A 20,298-nucleotide genomic window follows, 5' to 3' on the forward strand; every position below is an offset into this window, starting at 1 on the left:
TCATCGTGCTGCAGTACCTGCTGTGATCAGCGCCCTGCACACACCCCACACCGGATGGCCGGGCCAGCCCCGCCGTCCTGATCAAACCGCAACGAATTCAAGGAGGGCAAGCATGCAAGCCAACAAGTTCAAGACCGTTCGTACCGATGTGCAATCGCTGTTGCAGCAGGCGCAGGACATGTTCGCCGAAGCGGCCAATACAACCGGCAAGAAGGCCGATGATTTGCGCGCGGGTGCCCAGGACTTGCTGGAGCAGGCGCTCAATACCGCCCAGGATGCCCAGGCTGCCATGGTCGAGACGGGGCGCCAGATCGTTACCAGTACTGACGACTACGTGCAGTCCAACCCCTGGCGTGCCATTGCCATCGGCACCGGTATCGGCCTGCTGGTCGGTCTGGCCGTGGGCCGCAGCGCGGACCGCTACTGAGCAGATCCGTCAACGTATTTTCCCGGAACCCGGCAGCCCGCGCGGCAGGCCGGATCCAGCCAGGCGCCAGGGTCCTTTCGACGACCGCAGCGCATTAGTCAAGAAACCGGAGAGAAGGAATGACCATGACCAAGAATCCACCGAAGACCGACGTCAAGAACAAGCAAGACTTCCACCTCGACAAGGATGCCATCCGCGCCGCCGCCAGGAAGATCGATGACGGTGCCGTCACCGAAGGCTATCGCGGCAATCGCGAGGAAGTCATCGCCATGTTGAATGACGCCCTGGCCACCGAACTGCTGTGCGTGATGCGCTACAAGCGCCATTACTACACGGCCAAGGGCCTCAATGTCGAAGCCATCAAGGGCGAGTTTCTGCAGCACGCACAGGAAGAACAGAGCCACGCCGATCAGATTGCCGAACGTATCGTGCAACTCAATGGCGAACCCGACTTCAATCCCAAGACCATCGCCGAGCGCAGTCATGCGCAATACGATGAGTCCGACAACATCAAGGACATGGTCCGCGCCAATCTGGTGGAAGAGCGTGTGGCCATCGAAGCTTATCGCCAGATGATCGAACGCATCGGCGACGATGATCCGACCACCAGGCACATGCTCATCCAGATCATGGCGCAGGAAGAAGAACACGCCGATGACATGAGCGATCTGCTGGGCCTGTAAGCCCACCGCAGTGCCTACTGGAGCAGAAGGATATTTCGGGAATCCATTCCCCCAACTTTGCAAGGAGACCGACATGAACTGGGACATCGTTGAAGGCAACTGGAAGCAATTCAAGGGCAAGGCCAAGGAGCAATGGGGCAAGCTGACCGACGATGACCTCGACGTCATCGCCGGCAAGCGCGATCAGTTGGCCGGCCGTGTGCAGGAAGCCTACGGCATGAGCAAGGACGAGGCTGAAAAGCAGATCCGCGACTGGGAAGACCGCAACAAGGACTGGCGTCAATAAGCCGACCATGCGTGGCGCAGCACCCTAGCCAGGCGCAGGCCCGACGAGGCTGCCGCAAGGTGCTGGTGTATGAGCGTCAGTGAGTGAAAGTGCAGGACGCAGGCCGGTCCCCATGCCGGCCTGCATAAGAATACGGCCCCAGGCCGCAACCCAAGCAAACCATGAGGAAGGACACAATGAAAAAAATCATCGCAACCATGATCTTCGGCGCAGCCGCTATCGGCCTGCACGGTGCCGCCTTTGCCGCCGATCCGGCAGCGGCCCAGTACAAGGCAGACAAGGCCAAGGCTGACGCTGACTACAAGACGGCCAAGAAGAAGTGCGGTCCTCTGAAGGGTAACGACAAGGACGTCTGCGAGAAGCAAGCCAAGGCTGATCACGAATCCACCATCGCCGACGCCAAGGCCAAGCGCAAGGGTGCAGAGGCCGACAAGGACGCCATGAAGGACAAGAACGACGCCAACTATGACGTCGCCAAGGAAAAGTGCGATGCCATGAGCGGCGATGCCAAGGACAAGTGCGTGGCCAACGCCAAGGCCAAGTACGGCAAGTAATTTCGCTGGCAAGAACCCATTGCCTTCCTGACGCAATCACCTGATTGCGCAACAACTCAAAGGAGTTTCATCATGTCGCTGACCAAAATGTCCCTCACCAAGCGTTTCCTCGGTTTCTTCCTGGCCCTGTTCATGGTTTCCCTGGTGGGCTGCGCCTCCAGCCCCGGCAAGGAAGGCACCGGCGAGTACGTCGATGATGCCGTCATCACCACCAAGGTGAAGGCCGCCATCTTCAATGAACCGAACCTGAAGTCCGCGGAAATCAATGTCGAAACCTACAAGGGCGTGGTCCAGCTCTCCGGCTTCGTCTCCAGCTCGACCTCCGCTGCCCGCGCCACCGAACTGGCTCGTGGCGTCAAGGGTGTGGTCTCGGTACGTAATGACCTGCGCCTGAAGCAATAAGCCGGGGAACTTGCAAGCGCGTGACCGGTCTCTTGACCGGTCCGCGCTTTGTCAGTTCGTGGACTGCCGCTTGCCAAGCGCATCGCAACGATCCGGTGCGTTTCGCAAGAAGACAGGTCAGGACCTGTCAGGTATAGTTGGAACACGTTGCTGCCACGCAGGGGCAGGCCACCGGCCTGTCAGGACAGGGAGGCAGCGACGAAGAAGGCCGCAGACCGTGCATCGATCATGTTGCCGTACGCAATCATGTGCAGGGTCCGGTACGGAATCGAGTACAAACATAAAACAGGTCCCATCAGCGCCCAGGGCGCTGAAGTTTCAATTCACCGCTCAAAAATGCTATGACAAAAATACTTGTAGTCGATGACCACGCGGTCGTACGGGCAGGTGTGCACCACTTCATTTCGGAAATTCCGTCGATGGAAATCGGCGGCGAGGCCAGCACGGCGGAAGAAGCCATCCGCCTGGTGCGTACCCAGGACTGGGATATCGTGTTGCTCGATATCGCCATGCCCGACAAGAGTGGCGTGGAAGTCTTGAAGCAGATCAAGCGTGAAAAGCCGGAGCTGCCGGTGCTGATGCTGTCGATGCACCCCGAGAGCCGCTATGCGGTGCAGGTGCTGCGCAGCGGCGCCTCCGGCTACGTGCAGAAGGAAGCGCTGGCCACCGAGCTGGTCAACGCCATCAACACCATCCTGCGCGGGCACAAGTACATCAGCTACGGCGTGGCCGAGCTGCTCACCAGCGAGCCGGTGGATTCCGAGAAGCCGCTGCACGAGACGCTCTCGCAGCGCGAGTACGAGATCTTCTACAAGCTTGGCCAGGGCCAGGGCGTGACGCAGATCGCCGACGAGCTGTGCCTGTCGGTCAAGACGGTCAGTACCTACCGTTCGCGGGTGCTGCAGAAGATGAGCATGACCAATAACGCGGACATCATTTATTACGCGATCAAGAACAACCTGATCGACTGAGCCCTGACACCCCGGGCGGATATGTTGCCGTGACGGCCGATCTGGCCGCGCGGCAGGCAAGGAAAAGTGGTACGGCGCATCATGGATGACATTCTCAACAGCAGGCTCCAGCGCGACAGCGACGGGACGTCCTTGCGGATCTTCCTGGTGGAGGATTCGGAGGACGTACGGGACCTGATCGTGGAGAGCCTGGCCGAGATCGCCGGTGTACGCCTGGTGGGGTACGCCGAGAGCGAGCTGGAGGCGTTGCGCCATCTGCGTGAGAACAGCTATGACGTCCTGATCCTGGATATCCAGTTGAAGCAGGGCAATGGCATGAGCCTGCTGCAGGCGCTGGCCCGCTCCAATACGCGGCGCCAGAGTGAGCTCAAGGTGGTGTTCAGCAATCATGTGAGTCCGACGTATCGGCGCGTGGGAGTGCAATGCGGGGTGCAGCACTTCTTCGACAAGTCTTCGGAACTGCCGCTGCTGTGCGATCTGCTGGAGGAACTGGCCAGACAGAGAGCAGGGCGAACCGGGCGGAGTTCGTCGAGCAACAATACGCCACCGCAGGGGCCGGCCCAGACGGGCGGGATGTAAGTTTTTTTGCTGCATCAATTTGCGCAGCCAGCCAGCATGTCGCCAGGGCAGTTCGGCGCGACCTTGATGGACCAGACAATCAGAACCGATCATGGCAGGCACGCCGCCACAATAGGCGCGCATGTGGCACGGGTCGCACTAGAGCAAGGGATTTTCGACGATGCAGAAGAACAATGACGGCCTTCGTCCGTCCTCCGCCGATCTCCAGAACAGCGCATCGGTAGAGTATTTTGCCGCGTCCCACGCGCATGACAGCAGCATGGTGACGCTGTCCATGGGCCTGTCCATGGCAGTGATCCTGCTGGGTGTGGTGGTGCTGGTGACGGGCTTGCTGGGCGAGGAATACCGGCGTTTGCTCTCGGGCCTGCTGGAGGTACGGGAGGTGACGGCAGCGGGCTTCATTCTGGGCGCTTCGGCGCTCTATCTGCGCTGCATGAATTCGAGTGCCCGCCGACCCTCCCTGCGCCAGCTGGGCACTGCGCTGGCCGCACTGCTGCTGGTGCTGGGCCTGGCCACACTGGTGCATGGGGGCATCGTTTTTCTGGGATGGCTGCCGCTGGATGGCACCCATCCGATCTCGCCGCTGGCCATTTCCCCCTTGCTGTCGGTGGGCTTCGTGCTGATGGCCCTGGCCCTGCTGCTGCAGGACTGGCGCCTGCTGGGCGGTTATTATCCGGCTGAATACCTGTCCTTCACGCTGGTGGGCTTGTCGGCCATTCCGCTGGTGGGCTATCTGTATGACGTGCCCCAGTTCATCTATCTCGATTTTCCGCTGCCGGTATCGCTGCTCTCGGCGCTGGTGTTCGCTCTGCTGGGGGCGGCGCTGCTGATGGCGCGTCCCTCCCATGCGCTCATGGCCGTGATCCTGCGCATCGCGCCGGGCGGCCAGATGCTGCGCCACCTGCTGCCGCAGACCTTGTTCCTGCTGCTGGCCTTCAGTCTGTTGCTCAACTGGGGCATGACGCATGGCTGGATCCTGCCGGAACTGGTGCTGCCGACGCTGACGCTGATCAACGGCGTGATCGTGCTCTTCATCTTCTGGGGCTCGGCCAGCCGGCTCGACAGCGAATATGGCGAGCGTACGCGCAATGCGCAGAAGCTGGCCGAAACCAGTGCTCTGCTCAATGCCGTCAGTGAAAGCACCAGCGATCCGATCTTCGTCAAGAACCGACAGGGCCTGATGATCTTTGCCAACCCGGCGACCTTGCACAAGCTGGGCAAGACCTGGGAAGAGACCATGTACCGTTCCAGTCGCGAGCTCTTCATGGTGCAGGAAGAGGCCGATGTCGTGGATCGCGATGACCGCCGCGTCATGGCCTCGGGCAAGCCCGAGAAGCTGGAGCAGACGTTGCACTTGCCCGAAGGCGTGGTGACCTTCCAGACCGCCAAGGTGCCCTGGTTCGGCAAGGATGGCAGCGTACAGGGCGTCATCGGCATCAGCACCGATATCACCGAGCGCAAGCAGGCCGAGGATGAATTGCGCCAGCGCGAAAGCCAGCTGGAGAAGACCGTGATCCAGCGTACCGCGCTGCTGCGCGAACTGACCAATCACCTGGAGACGGTGCGCGAGGAAGAAAAACGCGCCATCGCGCGCGAGCTGCACGACAACATGGGGGCGTCGCTGACGGCCTTGTCGATGCACCTGGAGGGGGTTTACCAGATCCTGCCGCCGGATGAAAAATGGGCCGACCGCAAGACCCGCATGCAGGGCCTGATGAAATCGCTGGTCGCCACCACGCGGCGCATCCAGACCGAGCTGCGGCCCAATACGCTGGACCTGTTCGGCCTGAAGGCAGCGATCTCCGAACAGCTCGACGAACTGCATGAGCGCACCGGCATTGCCTGCCACGCCAGCCTGCCCGATGAAGACGTGGACGTGGGGCATGAGATGGAAATCGCCATCTACCGCATGTTGCAGGAAATGCTCAACAACGTGACCAAGCACGCCAAGGCCAGCAAGGTCGACGTGATCCTCGACGTCGACGAGGATCACGTGGCGCTGACCGTGCGTGACGATGGCGTGGGTATTCCCGAAGAGCGGCGCGACAACCACAAGACCTACGGTCTGCGCGGTCTGCGCGAACGGGCCACGTTCTTTGGCGGAGAGGTCGATATCCGCTCCACGCCGGGCAAGGGGGCGCTCATCAGCATCAGCCTGCCGATCCGTCCCGAGCTGGTCTCCAGCGAGACCTGAAGGGCCTGCGCAGCACTGCCTTCACGATCCAGTCATCCCCTCTGAAAGCCGCCCCCAGGGCGGCTTTCTGCGTTTTGGTGAGTTTTTCTGTGCGGTCCGTTTTTCCGTCACGGGTTTTCGTTTTTTCCTACGCGCGAAAGGGCGACTCTCTTATGTCGCCGCCAAAGGCTCATCGTTACCATGGATTCATCGTCACACACCGCCCGACGGGCCGCAAGACGTGACGGAGCCGGCAGTGCGCCCAGTGCGACGCCGGATGACCATCAGGCAAACAATCCAAAGGAGCCATCATGAACAAGGACCAGATCAAAGGCAGCTTGAAGGAAGCGGCAGGCAAGGTGCAGCAGAAGACCGGTGAGCTGACCGGCAATACCAGCCAACAGGTCAAGGGCGCCGCCAAGCAGGTCGAGGGCAATGTCCAGAAGACCTATGGTGATGCCAAGGAAGCGGCCAAGGACTGAGTCTCCTGACCCGGATGTTCCGGCAGGGCGTGCGGGTCGGGAAGAGGATGCCGGAAGCGCTTGTAGGAAAACGCCTACACCAATATCGGAAACGGCTGATTTTGTGATGCAGCAATTTCCGCGACCATGTGGTCATGGTGCTGGTAGAGCCGTGAATTGCCAAAGAGTTCACGGTTTGCCGCATGAAATTTTTGCTCACCGCCAGAAGGGATCCCTGAAAGGGCAGACCATGAAAAAAACAGTCGGTATTTGCATGCTGGCAGCCGCTTCGGCTTTCGCCTCTCACGCCTTCGCTGAAACTCCCCAAACCGTTGACGGCGCTGCGCGCTGGTCGGCTTCCACGATGGACCGTCACATGCCGGTCGATGCGGCGCGTCTGCATACGCTGGGGCAGAAAAAATTCCGTTACATGGACATGGCCGAGACCCGGCGCTCCAAATCCCTGCTGAATGCCGTCTTGCTCTATGGCACCCGTGCCGAAGGCAAGGCAGGGGATGGGCAACGCGGCAACGCCAAGGCCGCACCCAGCATACCGGTTTATCGTGATCATGCGCAGCCTCGGCGGCCGCGCGTGATCATGCGCCCGTCGACCTGAGCGGCGGCCGCATTCTCTCATTGGATAAAGAGGAAGGAGTCATCATGAAGACCATGCAGAAACTGGCAGTGACCTCGGTCGCCATCTGTGCCTTTGCCGCCCTGACCGGTTGCAGCGGCATGACCCAGCAGGACAAGAACACCGCCATCGGTGCCGGTGCCGGTGCCGTGGGTGGCGCCGTACTCACCGGTGGCAGCGCCATCGGGACCGTCGGCGGTGCCGCCGTGGGCGGTGTGATCGGCAATCAGGTCGGCAAATAATCCGCTGGCGCTGCCCTGACAACAGGGGCAGCCACATCAACAACGCCGCCACGGGGTGACCCGTGGCGGCGTTGTCGCATCTGCTGCATGGGCATGGGCCGGCTTATCGGGCTTATCGGGCAGCGCGCTTGCGTGAGTGGGAGTGTGCTGCCGGTTTGGTCGGGGTAGTCTCGGGCTGGGCCGCCTTGTAATCATTGAAGATGCGCAGGGCGCGCGCCGTGTCCTGCTTCCTGGCCTCGGCGGCCTGCTGGCGGCAGGCTGCGGCCTCCTTCCCCTTGAGCTTGAGGCACTCCTTCTTCGCTTGCGCATAGGCGGCAGCGGTTTCCTTGTTGAGGTTGTCCAGGCGCTGTTGCGGGCTGTTGTCCTCCTGATACCAGCGTGGCGGATCGGATTGGCTGACATCTTCTTCAGCGGCGTGCGTGGTACCGGCGCAGAGCATGGTCAGGGCCGCCAGGAAAGCGGGCAGGGTGGAAGCGAGCAATTTATTGTTCATCTGGTGTCAGCCTCATCACGTTACGGGACAGGGGGCCGATCGCGTGAGCTGGCCTCGGCACAATGCGAGGCGACGCGCACAAGCAAACGGCGCGGTCGGTGACAGGCACCGACCGCGCCGTTTTCCCGTCCGCCACCGGATGGTATCAGGCTTGCGGGAGGGGAGGGTAGGGGCGCAGGACAGTCGGACAGGCCCAACTGTCGCCCCGCCTTATATCTTGCCCAGCAGTAGCAGGATCAGCAGGATGATGACGATGGTGCCAGCAATACCGCTGGGACCATAGCCCCAGCCGCGACTGTGCGGCCAGGCCGGAATCACGCCCAGCAGGATCAGGATCAGGACGATGAGCAGGATGGTACCGAGGGTCATGGAGGTTCTCCTTTCTTATTGAGTTCGTTCTTGCCCGCCAGGGTGCAAGCGCCGGGTCAATCGTGAAGCTGGACCCATCTTAGGGGGAGCGCGGCCGCGGCACGATCAGCGCGCCACGCAATGTGCTGTAGGAAAACCCGGCAAGCGCGGGTAGGTAACCGCGCCCCAGCGAGCGCTGCCAACTTGGTGCAAAGCACAATGGAAGTGCGGCCCGCGCCCGATTTGATCGCGCCGGACAGCTGCTGCCGGCCGCCCTGGCACGCCTGGAGGCTGCCCGCAATCGCAGTGCCGGCAAGGCTTTACGGTCGGTGATCCGGTTCTGGCACGCTCTTTGCTGAACTCCGGACAAAGCGCAGCAATGCGCAAGCAATGTGAGGGTGCGGCCAATGGCGGTCCTGCCCTCCAGGACAAAGGCGTCTTCCGATATGGCTCATCCATGTCGGGACACGCCTTTTTTGTTTGGGCTTTCATCAAACCGCAACGCAAGGGGAAAGGTGCTATGGAATCCAGGAGTCAGGTGGACAAGGCAGGCGCGCCGCTGTCGGGCAAGCAAGGCGCACAAGGCCAGACGATCACGGCAGCCGCCGGAGTCAACGGCAAGCGCCGCACGCTTGTGCAGGGTGCCGCAGTGGCCGCCGGTGGCGGCATGCTGGGCCTGGCGCCGGGCGGTGCCTGGGCGGCCGGTTCGGACAAGCCCGAAAAGGAAGAAGTCAAAATCGGCTTCATCCCCTTGACCGATTGCGCCTCGGTGGTGATGGCCTCGGTGCTGGGTTTCGACAAGAAGTACGGCATCAAGATCGTCCCCAGCAAGGAAGCCTCCTGGGCCGGCGTGCGCGACAAGCTCACCAACGGCGAACTGGACGCGGCCCACGTGCTGTATGGCCTGATCTACGGTGTGCAGCTGGGTATCGGCGGACAGAAGAAGGACATGGCCGTGTTGATGGGGCTGAACCACAATGGCCAGGCCATCACCTTGTCCAAAAAGCTGGCCGAGAAGGGGGCCGTCGATGGCGCCTCGCTCTACAAGCTCATGCAGACCGAGAAGCGCGAATACACCTTTGCCCAGACCTTCCCCACCGGCACCCACGCCATGTGGCTGTATTACTGGCTGGCCGCCAATGGCATCAATCCGATGAAGGACGCCAAGGTCATCACCGTGCCGCCGCCGCAGATGGTGGCCAATATGCGGGTGGGCAACATGGATGGCTTCTGCGTGGGCGAACCCTGGGGGCATCGCGCCATTGTCGATGGCGTGGGCATCACCGCCATCACTTCCCAGGACATCTGGAAGGACCATCCGGAGAAGGTGCTGGGCACTTCGCGCGAATTCGTACAGAAATACCCCAACACCTGCCGCGCGATGATGGCTGCCATCCTGGAGGCCAGCAAGTGGATCGATGCTTCACTGGTCAACAAGAACAAGATGGCCGAAGTGATCGCCGACAAGTCCTATGTGAACACCAGCAAGGACGTGATCGACCAGCGCATCCTCGGCCGCTACCAGAACGGCCTGGGCAAGACCTGGGACGATCCCAACTACATGAAGTTCTATGAAGAAGGCCAGGTCAACTTCCCCTTCCTCTCCGACGGCATGTGGTTCATGACCCAGCATCGCCGCTGGGGCCTGTTGAAGAGCGATCCGGATTACCTGGCCGTGGCCAAATCGGTGAACCAGATCGATCTCTACAAGGATGCCGCCGCCATGACCAAGACACCGCTGCCCAAGGAGGTGATGCGCAGTTCGAAACTGGTGGATGGCATCGTGTGGGACGGCAAGAATCCGGCGGCCTACGCGCAGTCCTTCAAGATCAAGGTGTAAGCAGCTGTGGCCGCAGGCCGGAGCCATTACGGTGAAGTGTATCGAGCAAGGGGAAAACGATGAGTGCAGTCGCAGAAAGCATCATGGGTGACAACGCCAAGCCCGCCGGCAACAGCCATGGCGGATCTGTTGTCGCCATCGAGCCGGCGCGCACGGCGCCCGGCAACCAGGCGCTGACAGCGCCCGCCGCCGTCCCTGCCAGGACGCGCAGCCTGCGCAGGAAGCTTGCCGCTGGCGGTCTGTTCATGCGCGTGGTGCCACCGCTTCTGGGTATGGCGCTGCTGGTGCTGGTATGGCAGATCATCGCCTTGAAGACCGCCAGTTTCCCCACGCCATGGGTGACCCTGAAGGAGGCGGGCGTGATGTTCTCCGATCCCTTCTACCGCAACAGTCCCAATGACCAGGGCATAGGCTGGAACGTGCTGGCCTCGCTGCAGCGGGTTGGCATGGGCTTCGGGCTGGCGGCGCTGGTGGGCATTCCGCTGGGCTTTGCGATCGGCCGGGTGGAATTCCTCTCGCGCATGTTCGGCCCCATCATCAGTCTGCTGCGTCCGGTCTCGCCGCTGGCCTGGCTGCCCATTGGCCTGCTGGTCTTCAAGTCGGCCAATCCGGCGGCGATCTGGTCGATCTTCATCTGTTCGATCTGGCCGATGATCATCAACACCGCCGTCGGTGTGCAGCGCGTGCCGCAGGATTACATGAACGTGGCGCGGGTCTTGAATCTCTCCGAATGGAAGGTGCTGACCAAGATTCTCTTTCCCTCGGTATTGCCCTACATGCTGACCGGCGTACGTCTTTCCATCGGTACCGCCTGGCTGGTGATCGTGGCCGCCGAGATGCTGACCGGGGGCGTGGGCATCGGCTTCTGGGTCTGGGATGAATGGAACAACCTGAACGTGCCGCACATCATCATCGCCATCGTTATCATCGGGGTGGTGGGGCTGGTGCTGGAACAGTTGCTGGTGGCGCTGGCCAAGGCATTTACCTACGAGCAGGTCAACAACTAAGGGACGCGGATCATGGACAACCTCAACGGCAAATTCATCGACATCCACGGTGTGGAGATGGTGTTCCACACCAGGAAGGGCGTCTTCCATGCCCTGCGTGAGATCAACCTGACGGTGGCCAAGGGCGAGTTCGTCACCCTGATCGGCCACTCCGGTTGCGGCAAGTCGACCTTGCTGAACCTGATTGCGGGTCTGCTCCAGCCCAGCGAGGGCGTGCTGCTCTGTGCCAACCGCGAGATCGGCGGCCCGGCGCCGGAACGTGCGGTGGTGTTCCAGAACCATTCGCTGCTGCCCTGGCTGACCTGCTACGAAAACATCTATCTCGGTGTGGAGCGTGTCTTCGGGGCGACCGAAAATCGCACCCAGTTACGCGACCGTACCCGTGCCGCGCTGGCGCTGGTGGGCCTGACCGCCGCCGAGAGCAAGCGCCCCAATGAAATCTCCGGCGGCATGAAGCAGCGCGTGGGCATTGCCCGTGCGCTGGCCATGGAGCCCAAGGTCTTGCTGATGGATGAACCCTTCGGCGCGCTGGATGCCCTCACGCGCGCCCATCTGCAGGATGAGTTGTTGAAGATCGTCGCCAAGACCGACTCCACGGTGGTGATGGTGACCCACGATGTGGATGAAGCGGTGTTGCTGTCGGACCGCATCGTGATGATGACCAACGGTCCCGCCGCAACCATCGGTGAGATCGTGGAGGTGAAGCTGCCGCGTCCGCGTGACCGCGTCACCCTGGCGCAGGATGTGCAATATGGTGCCTATCGCACGGCGGTGCTGGAATTCCTGTATCGCAAGCAGGCGCATCCGGCGCGCGAGGCCGCTTGAGCCGGCGATCAATTGCATGGGAAGGAGATGTTCATGAGCAGCCTGGCTGTCATCGAGGAGAGCCCCGCCGCAGGGGCTGAACCGCCCGAATCCACACCGCTGTCCGGCGAGGTGTTCGGGGCCTTGATCAATCTCTCGGGCCGCCGCCGTTTCACCTCGCAGCGGCTGGTGCTCTACGCTGTGTTGGCCGCTCAGGGCCAGCTGGAGGCGTGCGCCACAGCGCGCGAAGCGCTGGCGCTGTTTCGCAGCGCGCACACGGCCCTGATCCGGCGCTCGGCCGGCTTGCCCGGCGTATTCTGTCCGGAACTGGAAGAGGTGTATTTCGGCCGCAGCCGGGGCGATGCCCGCATCACCGCCTTCGCCGAACTGGCCCAGCGCGCGCTCAATGCCATCGAAGACAAACTGAAGACCGCACCGGCCCTGCTGGAACAACTGGTGCAGGAAACCACGCCCTTGCTGGCCGTGTTGAACGAGATCACGGCGATCTACGAAGCACAATCGAAGAAGCACGCACGGCTCATGCGCGAGCAACTGCGCGGCATCATGACCGACATCGAAACCATCGCGCGCCAAGCCAAGATGGTGGCCTTCAACGCCCGCATCGTGGCGGCCCGTTCGGGCCAGGCCGGCAAGGAATTCTCGGTGGTGGCCGGGGTGCTCTCCAACATCACCGGCGAAATCGATGAACTGGTCAAGGAAGCCTTGAGCGGTGCCGCGGCCTGAGCGGCTGCCTTTGCGCACCATTAACGGCGGTTTAATGCTCCTGGATTGAGCATTCAATCTGGCTTAATGCCTGTTGATGGCAGTCTGCGTACAGCTTACCGGTTCTTCAGTGCTGCCCACGCCACCAGCAGCCAGGCGGCCAGGAAGGCCACGCCCCCCAGGGGAGTGATCGCCCCGAGGATGCGAGTGCCGGTCAGGGCCAGCAGGTAGAGGCTGCCGCTGAAGATGACGATGCCAGCCAGCATCAGCCTGCCGGCCCAGGTCAGCGCGGTACCGGCCATGCGCGGCATCAGCAGGGCGACGGCGATCATGCCCAGGGCGTGCATGACCTGGTAGGTCACGGCGGTATGCCAGACGGCCAGCATCTCTGCGGAAATCATTTTCTTCAGGCCATGTGCGCCAAAGGCGCCACAGCCGACGGCCACGAACATGTTCAGCGCGCCGGCGGCGATCAGGGTACGTTCTTTCATCGTGCTTGCTTTCGCTCAGGTGGGGGGTGCGCTTCAGTAGTTGGGCCGCAAGCCCTTGCCCAGCCGATACTCATGTCGAAGGACGAACTGCGAGGTGGCAATCAGCCCCGACAGGCCCAGGATCAGCTGCGTGAGCGTATCCGGCGGCAGCACCCAGACACTGCCGGCCGGTGCGGCCACGTTGGCGGCGGCGCTGATGACCGGGGCGGCCCAGGAAGCCTCTTCGCTCACGTCCAGCAGGATCTGGCCTTCGGGCGTGGTGTGCAGGTAGATCTCGCCGCCCAGCTCCAGCGTGAAGCAGATGCCCTGGCCGGCGTTGACGGTATTGATCTTGTGACGGAAGACCACGGCCTGCAGTTCGCGGTTGTAGGTGTCGATCCAGGTGTCGACTTCCTGCACGTTCTGCAGCACGATCCACGCACGCGGGGCAGGGATGGTGTCGGCACCGGCAACGGCGTCATCGGGGAAGATCGGTTCGGGGGCTTGCTCGGACATGGTCGCTGCGGGAGTCGGGGAAGGCTGCAGTATATAGGATCGCCGTCACGCCGATCCGCGCCTCTTGCCGCCCTTCACCCGGAACGGGCACACGCTCTTTGCGCGCGGACCGGAAATCCGGGAGCCCATCGTCGGCGAATTCCTCGACAAGCTCGGCCTGCCTGCGCCGCGCCAGTCTCAGTAGGCCAGGCGCTACGCCTCGTTGGTGAGCACGTCCATGGCCGCATGGGTCAAATGAAGGATTCGGCAGGCATCGGCGTACCTGCTGCCGTTGCGCCCCGGTCTCCCGAAAAAAGATGAAGGTTTGCGCTATTTTTCGCGAGGCGGGAAATTGCGCCGGGGGACTGCCTGCGCACCATGGCGTGCATGAGTGGTCGGACCACTTTGCAAACGCTTTGTGCATTCTGTCTGGGTGCCTCTACAATCGGGCTCAAGTTCTCCTCACGTCCTCCGCAAGTGGTCCGACCACCAAGAAAGCGAGCCGCCCATGACAGCCTCTCCCCTGGTTGACCGCCTGGCCAGCCTGATCGCCCGGCGGGCGCTGGCGCCGGGCCAGAAGCTACCGTCTGAACGGGCGCTGGCCGCGGAATTCGGCGTCTCGCGCTCATCCCTGCGCGAGGCCATCGGCGTGCTCACCAGCCGGGGCGTGCTGGTAGCACGTCATGGCGGTGGCACCTTCCTCGCTGCAGATGAGCACGCGGCACTGACCGATCCGATTGCCGAGGCCCTGCAACCGCTGGCGCCGCTGGCGCGCAGCGATGCCGGTTACTGGAAGGACGTGGCCGAGATCCGGTTTTCGCTGGAAGGCGATGCTGCCTATTTCGCTGCCCTGCGCGCCAGCGAGGAAGACAAGCGGCGGCTGCAGCAGGCCTACCTGGCCGTCTCCACCGCACCGCTCGATGACCTGGCCGCCCAGGCTCGCACCGATGCGGCCTTTCATCTTGCCATTGCCCAGGCTTCGCGCAATGTGGTGCTGCGGCAGGTGATGTCGGGTCTCTTGCGGCTGCTGGAAATCAGCATTGCCGACACCTTGCGGCAACTGTACCGGCTGCCCGACATCGTGGCCCAGCTGGATTTGCAGCATCGTCAGATCCTCGATGCCATCCTCGCCGGCCGCGCCGAGGAAGCCCGTCAGCATGCCAATGCCCATCTCGAGTTCGTGCAGCAGCGCCTGCTGGACATCGAGGAAGCCCCCGCCCGCGCGCGTCGTGCCGCGGCAGTCCGGAACGCATTTCCTTCACCTTGACAAGGACCGTCATGATCATCTCGTCCACTCACGATTACCGCGAAGCCGCCCGGCGGCGCTTGCCGCGCTTCCTGTTCGATTACATCGACGGCGGCGCCTACGATGAACACACGCTGGCGCGCAATTCGCTGGACCTGCGCCAGCTGGCCTTGCGTCAGCGCGTGTTGAAGGAAGTGGGCGAGGTTGATCTCTCCACCACCTTGCTTGGCCAGTCGCTGGCCATGCCGCTGGCGCTCTCGCCTGTGGGCCTGACCGGGATGTATGCGCGGCGCGGCGAAGTACAGGCGGCGCGGGCGGCGGAGAAGGCGGGCATCCCCTTCACCTTGTCGACGGTGTCGGTGTGCCCCATCGAAGAGGTGCAGCAGGCGGTGACGCAGCCGATCTGGTTCCAGTTGTATGTGTTGAAGGATCGCGGCTTCATGAAAAATGTGCTGGACCGCGCCTGGGCAGCGGGGGTGCGTACGCTGGTGTTTACGGTGGACATGCCGGTGCCGGGGGCGCGTTATCGTGACCGGCACTCGGGCATGTCAGGGCCGAATGCGGCGCTGCGCCGGTATCTGCAGGCCATCACGCATCCGCGCTGGGCGTGGGATGTGGGTGTGCTGGGGCGTCCGCATGATCTGGGCAATGTCTCCGCCTATCTCAACAAGAAGACCGGGCTGGAGGATTATGTGGGCTGGCTGGGGGCCAATTTCGATCCGGGCATTGGCTGGCATGACCTGCAATGGATACGTGACTCGTGGCAGGGAAAGATGCTGCTCAAGGGCATTCTCGATCCCGAGGATGCGCGCCAGGCGGTCAGTTTCGGTGCTGACGGGATTGTGGTTTCCAACCATGGCGGACGCCAGCTCGACGGCGTACTCTCGACCGCACGCGCCTTGCCGGAGATTGCCAGCGCGGTCAAGGGCGAGCTCGCCATCCTGGTGGATTCAGGCGTGCGCTCGGGGTTGGACGTAGTGCGCCTGTTGGCCTTGGGGGCTGATACGGTGATGCTGGGGCGTGCCTTCATTTATGCGCTGGCGGCGCAGGGGCAGGCCGGGGTGGAGAATGTGCTGGGACTCTTTGCCAAGGAGATGCAGGTGGCCATGACCTTGACGGGGGCGCGCAGGATTGCGGAGATCGGTGCGGAGAGTCTGGTGAGGGCTGGGGCGGAAGGGCTGTAAGGCGAAAGGGCCAGCCGGATTGGCCAATATAGAGCGGGCTCGTCGACGAGTGACCGACGAAAATGCCGGGTTTTTTCTTGAAGGGCTTATTGGACGTTGGTGAAGCGCACTGGAAATGGACCCCAAGCGGCAATCTGGCGACCAGATCAATCCCAGCGGCACGCTTGCTGCGCGGCGCTGCATCTCGGTTGCCTTCCTCCGCTGCATGCAGAACTGATCGGGGGCTTTCTGCCAACGGAGCGTCTTCGATGAAATGTCTTGTGGACATTTCTCATAGTGGTATCACACCAGCGCCGTTAGCGCGGTTCAGGACTGAAAATTCGGACGACGTATTGGGTCGATCAGGGGGGCGAGCCACGCGCGGTTTTCTTCCACGAAGGCGGGCCTGCCCGCTCCATTGCGCCGGAAATGCGCGGGATGATCAAGGTCGTAGTCTGCCACCGCCACCGCGATCTCCTTGATTTTCGCTTCCTGGCTGGCATCGTAGGGTAGGACGAATTCGGCATAGGGAACGTCGACCAACAACTCGGGATTAGTGTATTCGGCAAACATGAAGGTGTTTGCATAATGCCGCTGATTGATGACGAAATCGGCGTTGACGTCGTTCATGGGGGCCACTACCGTGATATTGCCTACTTGGCCGCCGAGCATCTGTAGGAAATGCAAGCCGTTGGGTGGCGTGATGATACGCCCGGCGATTCGTGCCAGTGACATGGCCAGGTGGATCGGCACTTCGATCGGGATGGTGCCGTCAATTGGCATCTTCTCTGGATGGATCAGGCCGCCTTTCATGTTGCAGAACACCTTCTTGCCATTGACCTTGAGACGTTCGATCAGGGTATGCCACATGAAGGCCGGGAATTGTGGGTGCGAGGAACTCGTCGATGGAAACAGGATCACCGACTCTTCCGGGATAATGCCGACCTCACTGGCGTAGGCTTGTGCCTCGTGCTCCCATGAGAGCGGTATGGTAGGGCGCTGCATCTTTGCGTCCCACGGCAACATCAGCAGATGGCGGTAGCAATCGGTAAAGGACAGCCCTCCACGGTTCGGGTACTTGAACAGGTAATAAATATTATCGGTACGTGCGTCGCCCAGGCTATCGCAGTAAGAAGCGAACGGAATGTCCAGTTGAAACTGCTCTGGCGGCAGGAAGCGTTGTATCTCTTGCTGTTCCGCTTGCGTGGCAACAATGACCTGCTCAAATCGGCCTGGGAACATCTCCGCGATGGCCTTCTGCTCCGGGCGGATGACCAAAGTAATGCCGTAGCCATGCTTCTTGACGAAAGCATCGGCGAAAGCGCAGGTTGCAGCCGTCTCACCGATGGAGACCGAATTAAGGATGATCCAGGTACGCTTTTCGGGATGGCGTAGCCGTGCGAGCATAGCGTCGTACTTTGCTTTGCGAATGACATTCATGAAGCGCGTGTTCCTTTGCGGCGTGGTGGGCTCGACGAGCGCTACAGATTAAGCACTTTGATGGTGTCGAAAAGCCCGAAGCAGATCGCTAAAGTGCCCTTTATTCAGCCTGCTTATGCTCAACATCTGTGACAGGTGCTTTCTAAAGGCTGGTATGCGGTTGTTTAGGCCGGCTTTTTCTTCGTTCGAAACCTTTTCGACGCGGCTATCCTTGCTTTCTGGTTAATAACAGATTGTTATTAAGAGGGTAACTTATTCGGCGCGCGGCAGGGGCAATTTCGACACCGGTGGTCGGGTGCAATGATGAAAGCGGTTTATGCGAATTCTAGTGACGGGCGGATGTGGCTACAAGGGTTCAGTGCTGGTCCCCAAGCTGTTGGCGCGTGGTTATCACGTCGAGGTGCTGGATATCATGTGGTTCGGCAACCACTTGGTGCCGCATCCGAACCTGAAGGTTAGTCAGGGCGACGTGCGCGATATCGACAGTATCTCGCTCAACGGTATCGATTTGATCATTCACCTGTCTTCGGTTGCTAACGATCCCTGTGGTGATCTCGATCCCAAGCTGACCTGGGAAATCAGCGCGCTCGCCACCATGCAGTTGGCCGACAAGGCTGCGCGCAAGGGAGTCAAGCAATTCATCTACGCTTCATCCGGTAGCGTTTATGGTGTCAAGGAAGAGGAACAGGTCACCGAAGATCTAGAACTCAAGCCGCTGTCCGAGTACAACAAGACCAAGATGGTCTCCGAGCCGGTGTTGCTCAGCTATCGCGACCGGTTCATTGTGCAGGTGGTGCGACCGGCAACCGTCTGCGGCTATTCGCCGCGCATGAGGCTGGACGTTTCGGTCAATCTGCTGACCATGCAGGCACTGTCGAAGGGGAAAATCACCGTATTCGGCGGTACTCAGGTGAGACCCAATATTCATATTGACGACATCACCGACGTTTATCTGCACCTGATCGATCATCCGGAACTGACTGGCGTCTACAACGCCGGTTTCGAGAACATCTCCATCCTCGACATCGCCAAAATGGTGGCCAAGCACATCCCCGTGGATATCGTCGTCACCGAATCCAGTGATCCGCGCTCCTACCGGGTCAATTCGGACAAGTTGCTGGCCACCGGCTTCAGACCTTCGAAGTCGGTCGAAACGGCCATCATCGAAATCATAGCGAAGTACCGCAGCGGTGAGCTCAAGGATGAAGATTGTCACTACAACCTGAAGTGGATGGAAGCCACCGTGTTTTCGCCCAGGGCAAGCTGATGATGAAGGCAAACACTGCCATCTGTGACGTGTTCAATGCCTACTCGACGCGATTGCAAGCGGTCCTGGCCAGCGCTGATTGGACACCGGTTTCTCATCTGGTCAATGAGATGGCGCGCTGCTGGCGCGAAGGTCGGCAAGTGTTTTTTTGCGGTAATGGTGGCAGCGCCGGCAATGCGATCCATCTTGCCAATGACTTCATCTATGGCATTGCGAAGCAAACCGGTGGCGGCATGCGGGTACAGTCACTCTCGGCCAATGCTGCCGTCATCACCTGTCTGGCCAACGACGTTGGCTATGACCGTATCTACTCGGAGCAACTGGCGGTTCAGGCGTGTGACGGCGATCTGCTGGTGGTGCTTTCGGGCAGCGGCAATTCACCGAACATCCTGCGCTCGCTCGAAAAGGCGCGCGAGATGGGCATGACCAGTTGCGCCATTCTGGGATATGGTGGCGGCGCCGCGAAGGCCTTGTGCGACATCCCTATCCATTTCCCTGTGGACGACATGCAGATTGCTGAGGACCTGCAATTGGTTGTCGGGCATATGGTGATGCAATACCTGTTCCAAGAACGCGCCACAATAAGATGACATTCGAACGTATTGCCGTATTAGGCAGCAATTCCTTCGCCGGATCGGTTTTCGTCGCCCGCGCACTGGCCGATGGTGCTGAAGTGGTCGGTTTCAATCGGTCAGCAGAAGGATCGGCCATTTTCCTGCCAGTCAAGAAATCTGCGCACCAGGATCGCTACACTTTCCATCAGGCTGATATCAATCACGATCTGGAAAAGATTCTCGCTGTTCTGGAGCAATTCAAGCCGACCCTCATTGTCGATTTTGCCGGGCAGGGTATGGTCGCCGAGAGCTGGCATGATCCGGTGCAATGGTACAACACCAATATTCTCGCCAAAGTTCGCCTGCACGAGCGTCTGCGGCGATATGACTGGTTGGAGCGTTACATACGCATCTCGACACCCGAGGTCTACGGCAGTCAGGAAAGCACCATTACCGAGAGCTTGCATTACTTGCCCAGTACGCCCTATGCGGTGTCTCATGCGGCGATTGACATGAGCTTGCGTGCGTTTCACCAGAACTATGCCTTTCCCGTGATCTTTACCCGTTACGCCAATTTCTACGGTCCCGGTCAGCAGTTGTATCGAATCGTCCCACGTACCATCATCTATGCGTTGACCGGCAAGACGCTGCAACTGCACGGGGGCGGCACGGCGGTGCGCGCCTTCATTGCCGCCGACGATGTGGCCGATGGCATCATGCGCGCTGCATCTCAAGGCAATCCGGGCGAGATCTACCATTTCTCTCCGGAGCGTTTCATGTCGATCCGGCAGGTGGTGGAGATCATTTGCGAACGGGTCGGTGTCGTATTCGGTGACCTGGTCGAAATGGTGCCGGATCGAGCGGGCAAGGACCAGGCCTATCTGATGGACGCGACCAAGGCACGCACCGTACTCGGGTGGCACGAGGGAGTCAGCTTCGAACAAGGCATCGACCAGACCATCGCTTGGGTCAGGGATAACCTCGATGAAATCAAACGCCTCCCTTTAAATTACCTACATAAGGATTGAGCAGCGAC

25 protein-coding genes are annotated in these 20,298 nt (G+C 60.9%); 20 read left to right on the forward strand and 5 right to left on the reverse strand.

Annotated features, from left to right (window positions below; all coding sequences use genetic code 11):
- The first annotated feature begins 112 nt into the window (after positions 1-112).
- The 11 genes from GWL_RS02830 to GWL_RS02880 all read left to right on the forward strand — a co-directional run bounded on the left by GWL_RS02830 (position 113) and on the right by GWL_RS02880 (position 7,412).
- Positions 113-427 carry a YqjD family protein gene (locus GWL_RS02830; RefSeq protein ID WP_008326473.1) on the forward strand — a complete coding sequence of 105 codons (315 nt, stop codon included), beginning with the start codon at positions 113-115 and terminating at the stop codon, positions 425-427.
- A 119-nt stretch (positions 428-546) separates the two neighbouring features.
- Positions 547-1,110, forward strand: coding sequence for a ferritin-like domain-containing protein (locus GWL_RS02835; RefSeq protein ID WP_008326484.1), 564 nt, complete (start codon positions 547-549; stop codon positions 1,108-1,110).
- A 73-nt stretch (positions 1,111-1,183) separates the two neighbouring features.
- Positions 1,184-1,396, forward strand: a complete 213-nt coding sequence (locus GWL_RS02840) for a CsbD family protein (protein WP_008326485.1) — start codon at positions 1,184-1,186, stop codon at positions 1,394-1,396.
- 176 nt (positions 1,397-1,572) lie between these two features.
- Entirely contained in the window at positions 1,573-1,950 is a 378-nt protein-coding gene (locus GWL_RS02845; RefSeq protein WP_008326487.1) for a hypothetical protein, read from the forward strand.
- A gap of 72 nt (positions 1,951-2,022) precedes the next feature.
- A complete protein-coding gene (locus tag GWL_RS02850; protein WP_008326489.1) occupies positions 2,023-2,352 on the forward strand; it encodes a BON domain-containing protein in 330 nt (109 codons plus the stop codon).
- Between the two features lie 341 nt (positions 2,353-2,693).
- Entirely contained in the window at positions 2,694-3,323 is a 630-nt protein-coding gene (locus GWL_RS02855; protein WP_006464715.1) for a response regulator transcription factor, read from the forward strand.
- 81 nt (positions 3,324-3,404) lie between these two features.
- Positions 3,405-3,902, forward strand: a complete 498-nt coding sequence (locus GWL_RS02860) for a response regulator (protein ID WP_034349866.1) — start codon at positions 3,405-3,407, stop codon at positions 3,900-3,902.
- A 160-nt stretch (positions 3,903-4,062) separates the two neighbouring features.
- Complete coding sequence (locus tag GWL_RS02865) at positions 4,063-6,096, forward strand: PAS domain-containing protein (RefSeq protein ID WP_034349868.1); 2,034 nt, start codon at positions 4,063-4,065, stop codon at positions 6,094-6,096.
- 290 nt (positions 6,097-6,386) lie between these two features.
- Positions 6,387-6,557, forward strand: a complete 171-nt coding sequence (locus GWL_RS02870) for a CsbD family protein (protein ID WP_008326507.1) — start codon at positions 6,387-6,389, stop codon at positions 6,555-6,557.
- A 175-nt stretch (positions 6,558-6,732) separates the two neighbouring features.
- Positions 6,733-7,152, forward strand: coding sequence for a hypothetical protein (locus GWL_RS02875; RefSeq protein ID WP_008326508.1), 420 nt, complete (start codon positions 6,733-6,735; stop codon positions 7,150-7,152).
- Positions 7,153-7,196: 44 nt separating this feature from the next.
- Entirely contained in the window at positions 7,197-7,412 is a 216-nt protein-coding gene (locus tag GWL_RS02880; RefSeq protein ID WP_008326509.1) for a glycine zipper 2TM domain-containing protein, read from the forward strand.
- Between the two features lie 112 nt (positions 7,413-7,524).
- Here GWL_RS02880 and GWL_RS02885 read toward each other — a convergent pair whose 3' ends face one another.
- The gene (locus GWL_RS02885) at positions 7,525-7,905 is read right to left on the reverse strand and encodes a hypothetical protein (RefSeq protein WP_008326510.1); all 381 of its coding nucleotides are present in this window, start codon (positions 7,903-7,905) and stop codon (positions 7,525-7,527) included.
- Between the two features lie 210 nt (positions 7,906-8,115).
- Positions 8,116-8,274, reverse strand: a complete 159-nt coding sequence (locus GWL_RS22855; protein WP_006464722.1) for a DUF3309 family protein — start codon at positions 8,272-8,274, stop codon at positions 8,116-8,118.
- Positions 8,275-8,773: 499 nt separating this feature from the next.
- On the opposite strand from GWL_RS22855, the gene GWL_RS02895 reads away from it, so the two are divergent.
- Genes GWL_RS02895 through GWL_RS02910 form a run of 4 tightly spaced genes read left to right on the forward strand, consistent with a single transcriptional unit; the run spans position 8,774 to position 12,648 of the window.
- Positions 8,774-10,093: an ABC transporter substrate-binding protein gene (locus GWL_RS02895; RefSeq protein WP_081486019.1), complete on the forward strand. Its 1,320-nt coding sequence runs from the start codon at positions 8,774-8,776 to the stop codon at positions 10,091-10,093.
- Positions 10,094-10,152: 59 nt separating this feature from the next.
- Positions 10,153-11,100, forward strand: coding sequence for a nitrate ABC transporter permease (gene ntrB, locus GWL_RS02900; protein ID WP_008326512.1), 948 nt, complete (start codon positions 10,153-10,155; stop codon positions 11,098-11,100).
- A gap of 12 nt (positions 11,101-11,112) precedes the next feature.
- Entirely contained in the window at positions 11,113-11,925 is an 813-nt protein-coding gene (locus GWL_RS02905; protein WP_008326513.1) for an ABC transporter ATP-binding protein, read from the forward strand.
- A gap of 33 nt (positions 11,926-11,958) precedes the next feature.
- Complete coding sequence (locus tag GWL_RS02910; RefSeq protein WP_008326514.1) at positions 11,959-12,648, forward strand: methyl-accepting chemotaxis protein; 690 nt, start codon at positions 11,959-11,961, stop codon at positions 12,646-12,648.
- A gap of 95 nt (positions 12,649-12,743) precedes the next feature.
- Here the strand turns inward: GWL_RS02910 and GWL_RS02915 are convergent, their stop codons facing one another.
- Together GWL_RS02915 and GWL_RS02920 are read right to left on the reverse strand one after the other, a co-directional pair.
- A complete protein-coding gene (locus GWL_RS02915; protein WP_008326516.1) occupies positions 12,744-13,118 on the reverse strand; it encodes a DUF423 domain-containing protein in 375 nt (124 codons plus the stop codon).
- Positions 13,119-13,151: 33 nt separating this feature from the next.
- Positions 13,152-13,613, reverse strand: coding sequence for a hypothetical protein (locus tag GWL_RS02920; protein ID WP_008326518.1), 462 nt, complete (start codon positions 13,611-13,613; stop codon positions 13,152-13,154).
- A 487-nt stretch (positions 13,614-14,100) separates the two neighbouring features.
- Here GWL_RS02920 and GWL_RS02925 point away from each other — a divergent pair, with 487 nt between their 5' ends.
- Entirely contained in the window at positions 14,101-14,859 is a 759-nt protein-coding gene (locus tag GWL_RS02925) for an FCD domain-containing protein (RefSeq protein ID WP_008326523.1), read from the forward strand.
- A gap of 11 nt (positions 14,860-14,870) precedes the next feature.
- Positions 14,871-16,022: an FMN-dependent L-lactate dehydrogenase LldD gene (lldD, locus tag GWL_RS02930; protein WP_008326525.1), complete on the forward strand. Its 1,152-nt coding sequence runs from the start codon at positions 14,871-14,873 to the stop codon at positions 16,020-16,022.
- 306 nt (positions 16,023-16,328) lie between these two features.
- Here lldD and GWL_RS02935 read toward each other — a convergent pair whose 3' ends face one another.
- A complete protein-coding gene (locus tag GWL_RS02935) occupies positions 16,329-17,441 on the reverse strand; it encodes a hypothetical protein (RefSeq protein ID WP_008326526.1) in 1,113 nt (370 codons plus the stop codon).
- 316 nt (positions 17,442-17,757) lie between these two features.
- Between GWL_RS02935 and GWL_RS02940 the strand changes: the two genes are divergently transcribed.
- The 3 genes from GWL_RS02940 to GWL_RS02950 are packed head-to-tail and all read left to right on the forward strand — an operon-like array spanning position 17,758 to position 20,290.
- Positions 17,758-18,708 (forward strand): NAD(P)-dependent oxidoreductase, encoded by a 951-nt coding sequence (locus tag GWL_RS02940; protein WP_034349872.1) that lies wholly within the window; start codon positions 17,758-17,760, stop codon positions 18,706-18,708.
- Positions 18,651-19,298 (forward strand): SIS domain-containing protein, encoded by a 648-nt coding sequence (locus GWL_RS02945; RefSeq protein WP_237713510.1) that lies wholly within the window; start codon positions 18,651-18,653, stop codon positions 19,296-19,298. The genes GWL_RS02940 and GWL_RS02945 overlap by 58 nt, the downstream gene beginning before the upstream one ends.
- The gene (locus GWL_RS02950; RefSeq protein WP_008326531.1) at positions 19,295-20,290 is read left to right on the forward strand and encodes a GDP-mannose 4,6-dehydratase; all 996 of its coding nucleotides are present in this window, start codon (positions 19,295-19,297) and stop codon (positions 20,288-20,290) included. The genes GWL_RS02945 and GWL_RS02950 overlap by 4 nt, the downstream gene beginning before the upstream one ends.
- Positions 20,291-20,298 lie beyond the last annotated feature (8 nt).

Origin of the sequence: Herbaspirillum sp. GW103 (assembly GCF_000261365.1) — a bacterium.
Taxonomy (GTDB): Bacteria; Pseudomonadota; Gammaproteobacteria; order Burkholderiales; family Burkholderiaceae_D; genus Herbaspirillum.